Annotated in this window: 6 protein-coding genes; 1 reads left to right on the top strand and 5 read right to left on the bottom strand. The window is 65.6% G+C overall.

Annotated features, from left to right (window positions below; all coding sequences use genetic code 11):
- Positions 1-6 precede the first annotated feature (6 nt).
- The 5 genes from P3W85_RS08180 to surE are packed head-to-tail and all read right to left on the bottom strand — an operon-like array spanning position 7 to position 4,574.
- The gene (locus tag P3W85_RS08180) at positions 7-855 is read right to left on the bottom strand and encodes a 3'-5' exonuclease (RefSeq protein WP_017226692.1); all 849 of its coding nucleotides are present in this window, start codon (positions 853-855) and stop codon (positions 7-9) included.
- Positions 852-2,024, bottom strand: coding sequence for an RNA polymerase sigma factor RpoS (gene rpoS / locus P3W85_RS08175; RefSeq protein WP_035811461.1), 1,173 nt, complete (start codon positions 2,022-2,024; stop codon positions 852-854). Before rpoS ends, P3W85_RS08180 begins: the two co-directional genes overlap by 4 nt.
- A gap of 6 nt (positions 2,025-2,030) precedes the next feature.
- A complete protein-coding gene (locus P3W85_RS08170; protein ID WP_276264403.1) occupies positions 2,031-2,885 on the bottom strand; it encodes a peptidoglycan DD-metalloendopeptidase family protein in 855 nt (284 codons plus the stop codon).
- A gap of 8 nt (positions 2,886-2,893) precedes the next feature.
- Positions 2,894-3,793, bottom strand: coding sequence for a protein-L-isoaspartate(D-aspartate) O-methyltransferase (locus P3W85_RS08165; protein WP_276264402.1), 900 nt, complete (start codon positions 3,791-3,793; stop codon positions 2,894-2,896).
- Between the two features lie 28 nt (positions 3,794-3,821).
- On the bottom strand, positions 3,822-4,574 hold the full coding sequence (gene surE, locus P3W85_RS08160) for a 5'/3'-nucleotidase SurE (RefSeq protein ID WP_276264401.1): 753 nt from the start codon (positions 4,572-4,574) through the stop codon (positions 3,822-3,824).
- A gap of 223 nt (positions 4,575-4,797) precedes the next feature.
- On the opposite strand from surE, the gene P3W85_RS08155 reads away from it, so the two are divergent.
- On the top strand, positions 4,798-5,771 hold a 974-nt coding region (locus tag P3W85_RS08155), incomplete at its 3' end, for an NADPH:quinone oxidoreductase family protein (RefSeq protein ID WP_276264400.1).

The raw sequence follows: 5,771 nt of genomic DNA, 5'->3' as shown, positions 1-5,771 counted from the left end.
CGGATCTCAGATCTCGGGTTCTTCGTCGTCATCGCCGCCGGTATGGACCGGCTTGATGCGGAACGCGCGGAGATACTCCATCCACTGCTCGCCCGGCAGTTCGGCCAGCGATTCCTGCACGAATTCGACTTCCGTATCGAACTGTTTCGGCGTGAGCCCGCCGCGCATCAGCTGGAAACGGCAGTACACCAGGTAGGTGTTGACGACATCGGTCTCGCAGTAATCGCGGATTGCGCCCAGCTGGCCGTCCTGGTAGGCCTGCCAGACCTTGCTGCCATCCATCCCCATCTTACCGGGAAAGCCGCACAGCTTGGCGAGATCGTCCAGCGGCGCGCTGGCGCGCGGCTGGTACATCGCCAGCAGGTCCATCAGGTCCAGGTGCCGCATGTGGTAGCGGCTGATGTAGTTGTTCCACTTGAAATCGCGGCTGTCGGATTCGCTGCCTTCGCCCATTTCCCAGTAGCGCGGCGCCACGATGCCATGCACCAGCCCGCGGTAGTGCAGCACGGGGAGATCGAAGCCGCCGCCGTTCCACGACACGATCTGCGGCGAATAGCGCGCCACCAGGTCGTAGAATTTCTGGATCAGCACCGCTTCGCCGTCTTCCGGCGTGCCCAGCGAGCCCACATGGAAAACCGGGCTGCCGTCGCGATGGTTACGGCGCAGCACGCAGGAAATGGCGGCCACGCGCTGCAGGTAATGCGGCAGGAAATCGCTGCCGTTTTTCTCGCGGCGGGCCGCGAAGGCATGCTCGGCGACCTCGGCGTCGCTCATCGAATCGGGATGGTCATGCAGACGACGCAAACCATCGACATCGGGAATCGTCTCGATGTCGAATACCAGCACAGGTGTCATAGAACAGCGTCCTTGCGCACGCCTTGCGAAGCAAAATGGCGTTTGAGCTTGACCAGCGCCTCTTGCTGGATCTGGCGCACGCGCTCGCGCGTCAGCCCCATTTCCTCGGCAAGTTCTTCCAGCGTGGCTGGCTCGATATGATTGAGACCGAAGCGGCGTTCCACCACGTAACGGTGTTTTTCCGACAGGCGCGCCAGCCACTGTTTCATCAGGTTTTCCAGCTCGCGGTGCGCGACCTCCTGGTCGGGCGCGGCATTATGCTCGTCCGAGAGGAAATCGAGCAGACTGGAACCCGGATCGAGATCGAAAGGCGTGTCGAGCGAGGTGGTGTGCTCGTTGAGCGCGAGCACGTCTTGCACTTCGTCGGGAGTCTTGCCCAGCAGGTGGGCGATGTCCTCGAGGCTGGCGTCGCGGCCGTCGGTGCCGCCCTTCTCCAGATGCCGCTTGGCGCGCAGTACCTGGTTGAGTTCGCGGATCACATGGACCGGCAGGCGCACGGTGCGCGCCTGGTTCATGATGGCGCGCTCGATGCTCTGGCGGATCCACCAGGTGGCGTAGGTCGAAAAGCGGAAGCCGCGTGAAGGATCGAACTTCTCGATGGCGTGCATCAGGCCGAGATTGCCTTCCTCGATCAGGTCCAGCAGCGGCACGCCACGGTTGAGGTAACCCTTGGCGATGCTGACCACCAGCCGCAGGTTGCGCTCGATCATGACCTGGCGCGCGGAGAAATCGCCGCCCTTGGCCAGTGTGGAGAAATGCAGCTCCTCGGGCGCCGACAGCAACGGCTTGATGCTGATGCGATTCAGGTAGTGCTGGACGGTATCGGCTGCCAGCTCGGTGTGCAGCACGGTACGGAAGTCGTCGTGATCGGGCGCGGCGGCCTCGGTACCGTTCTCGCCTTCCTCTTCGTCCTCGGACTCTTCTTCTTCCTCGTCGCGGGCCTGGCGTTCGGCTTCCTCGACCATCAGGTCGGCCTCGCGCAATCCTACCGTCGTGCCGGTGGTGATCGGCTCATCGGTCAGGGGAACCATTTCGGCGGCCGGGTCCTGGCCGTAGGCTTCGGACTCGGCATCGGCTTGCGCCACGCCAGCGGACTGCTGCAACTCCGGCTGCTTGGAACGCCGGGCCCGGCTGGTGCTTCCGGTGGAGACAGTTTTCTGGCGTGGCATGAACCCTCACTGTGGCGGCAGATACCGCATCGGATCGACTGGTTTCCCGTTCTTGCGTACCTCGAAATGCAGTTTCACACGATCGGTGTCACTGTTGCCCATCTCTGCAATCTTCTGCCCCTTGCGGACCGTTGCCTGCTCCTGCACCAGCACCTTGTCGTTGTGGCCATATGCAGTGAGATATGTATCGTTGTGTTTGATGATGACAAGATTCCCGTAGCCGCGCAAGGGGCCAACGTGAATCACCTTGCCATCGTCGGCCGCCAGCACCGTATCGCCCTTCTTGCCTGCGATATCGATGCCTTTGTTGCCCTTTTCGTCGAAACGCCCGATCAGCTGGCCGCTGACAGGCCATGCCAGCTTGATGGAACCGTCGCCGGCGGGAGCCGAAGCGGAGGCGGCCGGCGCGGAAGCGCCACCGGTCGTGGCCGTAGACGGAATCGGCGTGGGTACCGGACGCGCCTGCTCGATCGGCTGCGACTGCACGCTGCCGGGCGCCACCGGCATGGTGGCCACGCCGGTGCCGGCGTTGACGTCGGCGCCAGGCGGCACTACGCGCAACAATTGGCCCACTTCGATCTGATTGGCATTGGCGAGCGAGTTCCAGGCCGCCACATCGCGGTAGGACTGGCCATTCTCGAGCGCGATTCGATAAAGGGTATCGCCTCGCTTGACGCGATAGTACCCGGGCGGCGGCGGCTCGAGCGGCGCGACGCTGGCAACGCCGGCGCCGGTGGTACGGTCCACGACCGGGGCCGGCATGGGGGAGGAAGCGCAGGCTGCCAGCAGGGAGACCAGCAACGAGGCGGCGGCTAGCTGCCCGGCGCGGGCGAAACGTTCCGTATTCACGATATTGTGCATAGTTCGACTCAGATAGTGCCCGATTTTAATGGCACAAAGAAAACGGCTTCAAGCGCGGTCCGGTGAAATCGATGCCGGTTACGCCGCTCGATCAACAATAATTGCTGCGTGACGGTCTGCCCCGGCCCGCCCGGCGAGGGCGCCACGGCCACCGGGGCGATCAGCCGCCCGCCAACGGCCAGTTGTTCCAGCAGCGCCTGCGGCACCTCCATGCCGGCAGCCGCCAGGATAATCGACGAGAACGGCGCCGCCTGCGGCAGGCCCAGCATGCCGTCGCCATAGTGCAGGCGCAGGTTTGGCACGCGCAGCGGCCGCAAGTTCGCCTTGGCCTGTTCGTGCAGCGGACGGATCCGCTCGATGGAGAACACTTCGCGTGCCACCAGGCTCAGCACCGCGGCCTGGTAGCCACAGCCGGTGCCGATCTCCAGCACGCGCTCCAGCGGCTCGTCGGCGGCCAGGCCGTCGCGCAGCAGCTCGATCATGCGCGCCACCACCGACGGCTTCGAAATGGTCTGGTGGTGGCCGATCGGCAGCGCCGCGTCTTCATAGCCTTGCGAGGCCAGGCCGGGTTCGACGAACAGATGGCGGGGCACCGTGGCGATCGCGTCCAGCACCCGTTCGTCGCGGATCCCGGCCGCGCGCAGCCGTGCCGCCAGCGCGCCGCGCGCACGCTCCGACGCCATGCCGCCGCCGCCCGCGGTAGCCGCGCTCGCGCGCGCCTGCACCGCGCTGGCGGCCGCCACGGGAACGGGTACCGGCGCTTTCGCCGCGCGCGCTTTGGCCGCGGCCGCCACGCTGCGCGCGCCGCCCACGGCAGGCATGCCGGCGGTGCGCGCCGGCGCGGGCTTGCGCTCGACCACGGCGTCCAGCGGCAACGGGAATTTTGGGCGACGCGGGTCGGAAGTCATGACGGCCGGTAACTGCGCGCGACAGGGCTTATGCCAGCCACTGGTTGATCTGTTCGAGCTGCCCGCGGTGAGTCAGGTCGAGCTGCAAGGGCGTCAGCGAAACAAAGCCTTCGCCGGTGGCGTGGAAATCCGTACCCTCGCTGGCATCGCGCGCGTCGCCGGTGGCGCCGATCCAGTAGTTGGTTTCGCCGCGCGGGTTGACCTGTTTGATGACCGGCTGGGAAGGATGGCGCTTGCCCAGCCGGGTGGCGCGATAGCCCCGGAGATGCTCGAACGGCAGGCTGGGAATATTGACGTTGAGCAGGAAGGGCTCGGCCGCGGGCCTGGCGATATAGCGCTCGACAATGTCGCGCGCCACGCGGGCGGCGGCGTCGAGATGCGTCCAGCCCTTGTCCACCTGCGAGAAGGCGATCGCGGGAATGCCGAGCAGGAAACCCTCGATGGCGGCGGCGACGGTGCCGGAGTACAGCACATCCTCGCCCATGTTCTGGCCCTGGTTGATGCCGGACACCACCAGGTCGGGCTTTTCGTCGAGCAGGCCGGTCAGCGCGATATGCACGCAATCGGTCGGCGTACCATTGACGAAACGAAAACCCTTCTGCACGCCCTCCCGCGCCTCGAAGACCGACAGCGGACGCTGCAGGGTCAGCGAATTCGAGGCGCCGCTGTGATTCTGCTCAGGCGCAATGACCGTGATACGGGCCAGCGGCGCCAGCGCGGCATACAGCGCGGCAAGCCCTGGCGCCAGGTAACCGTCATCGTTTGCGAGGAGGATATGCATGGGCGCGATTGTACCTGACAAGGCTGTCGCAAGCGCCCCCGTCCACGCCGCGAAGCGGCGCTGCGCCAGCCCTTTTGCCGGCACGTAACAGAACGATCGTGCTATTTTTGCGCTACACTTGCCCGGGCCTGCCTGGCGCAACTGGCATCCAGCGCGCATGCACCATTCATGCACCCTTTTGCGTCATCTTGTGCGGGGCATCGAACATATCACCGGAGACATGATGAAAGCCGTACTGTGCAAAGCCTGGGGCCCGCCTGACTCGCTGGTTCTCGAAACCCTGCCCGACCTGGTGCCCGGCCCGGGCGAAGTCGTGATCGACGTAAAAGCGGCCGGCGTGAATTTCCCGGACGTCCTCATCATCCAGAACAAATACCAGGCCAAGCCGCAGCTGCCGTTTGCGCCCGGATCGGAACTGGCCGGCGTGGTCAACGCCATCGGCGAAGGCGTGACCCACGTCAAGCCGGGCGACAAGGTCATTGCCTACCTCGGCAACGGTGCCTTTGCCTCGCAGGCCAAGGCACCCGCCAGTGCGGTCGTGCCAATGCCGCCGGGCATCGATTTCGAGACTGCCGCGGCGTTCACCCTCACGTACGGCACGTCGCACCACGCGGTCATCGACCGCGGCGAACTCAAGGCCGGCCAGACCATGCTGGTGCTTGGCGCCGCCGGCGGCGTGGGCCTGGCGGCGATCGAGATCGGCAAGGCCATCGGCGCCCGCGTGATTGCCGCGGCTTCCACCGACGAGAAGCTGGCGGTGTGCAAGGACCATGGCGCCGACGCGCTGATCAACTACAGCACCGAGGACCTGCGCGAACGCGTCAAGGCGCTGACCGACGGCCGCGGCCCCGACGTGATCTACGACCCGGTTGGCGGCATCTATGCCGAGCCGGCATTCCGCTCGATCGGCTGGCGCGGCCGCTACCTGGTGGTGGGCTTCGCCAATGGCGAGATCCCCAAGCTTCCGCTGAACCTGGCGCTGCTCAAGGGCGCCTCGCTGGTAGGCGTGTTCTGGGGCGACTTCGCACGGCGCGAGCCCAAAGCCAACCAGGCCAATATGGCGCAGATGCTGGGCTGGATGAAGGAAGGCAAGATCCGCCCGCACATTTCTGCGCGCTATCCGCTGGAACAGGCGCCACAGGCCCTGAAGGACATGGAGGCACGCAAGGTCACGGGCAAGATCGTCATCGTGCCCTG

Source organism: Cupriavidus basilensis (genome assembly GCF_029335485.1).
Lineage (GTDB): Bacteria > Pseudomonadota > Gammaproteobacteria > Burkholderiales > Burkholderiaceae > Cupriavidus > Cupriavidus basilensis_E.
Note: the sequence above shows the minus strand (reverse complement) of the source record. Positions and strands in the feature narration are given on the sequence as shown.

Excerpts from the sequence above, each read along its gene's own strand:
- P3W85_RS08165 (WP_276264402.1), bottom strand. The coding sequence starts at position 3,793 with ATGACTTCCGACCCGCGTCGCCCAAAATTCCCGTTGCCGCTGGACGCC.
- rpoS (WP_035811461.1), bottom strand. The coding sequence starts at position 2,024 with ATGCCACGCCAGAAAACTGTCTCCACCGGAAGCACCAGCCGGGCCCGG.
- P3W85_RS08180 (WP_017226692.1), bottom strand. The coding sequence starts at position 855 with ATGACACCTGTGCTGGTATTCGACATCGAGACGATTCCCGATGTCGAT.
- P3W85_RS08170 (WP_276264403.1), bottom strand. The coding sequence starts at position 2,885 with ATGCACAATATCGTGAATACGGAACGTTTCGCCCGCGCCGGGCAGCTA.
- surE (WP_276264401.1), bottom strand. The coding sequence starts at position 4,574 with ATGCATATCCTCCTCGCAAACGATGACGGTTACCTGGCGCCAGGGCTT.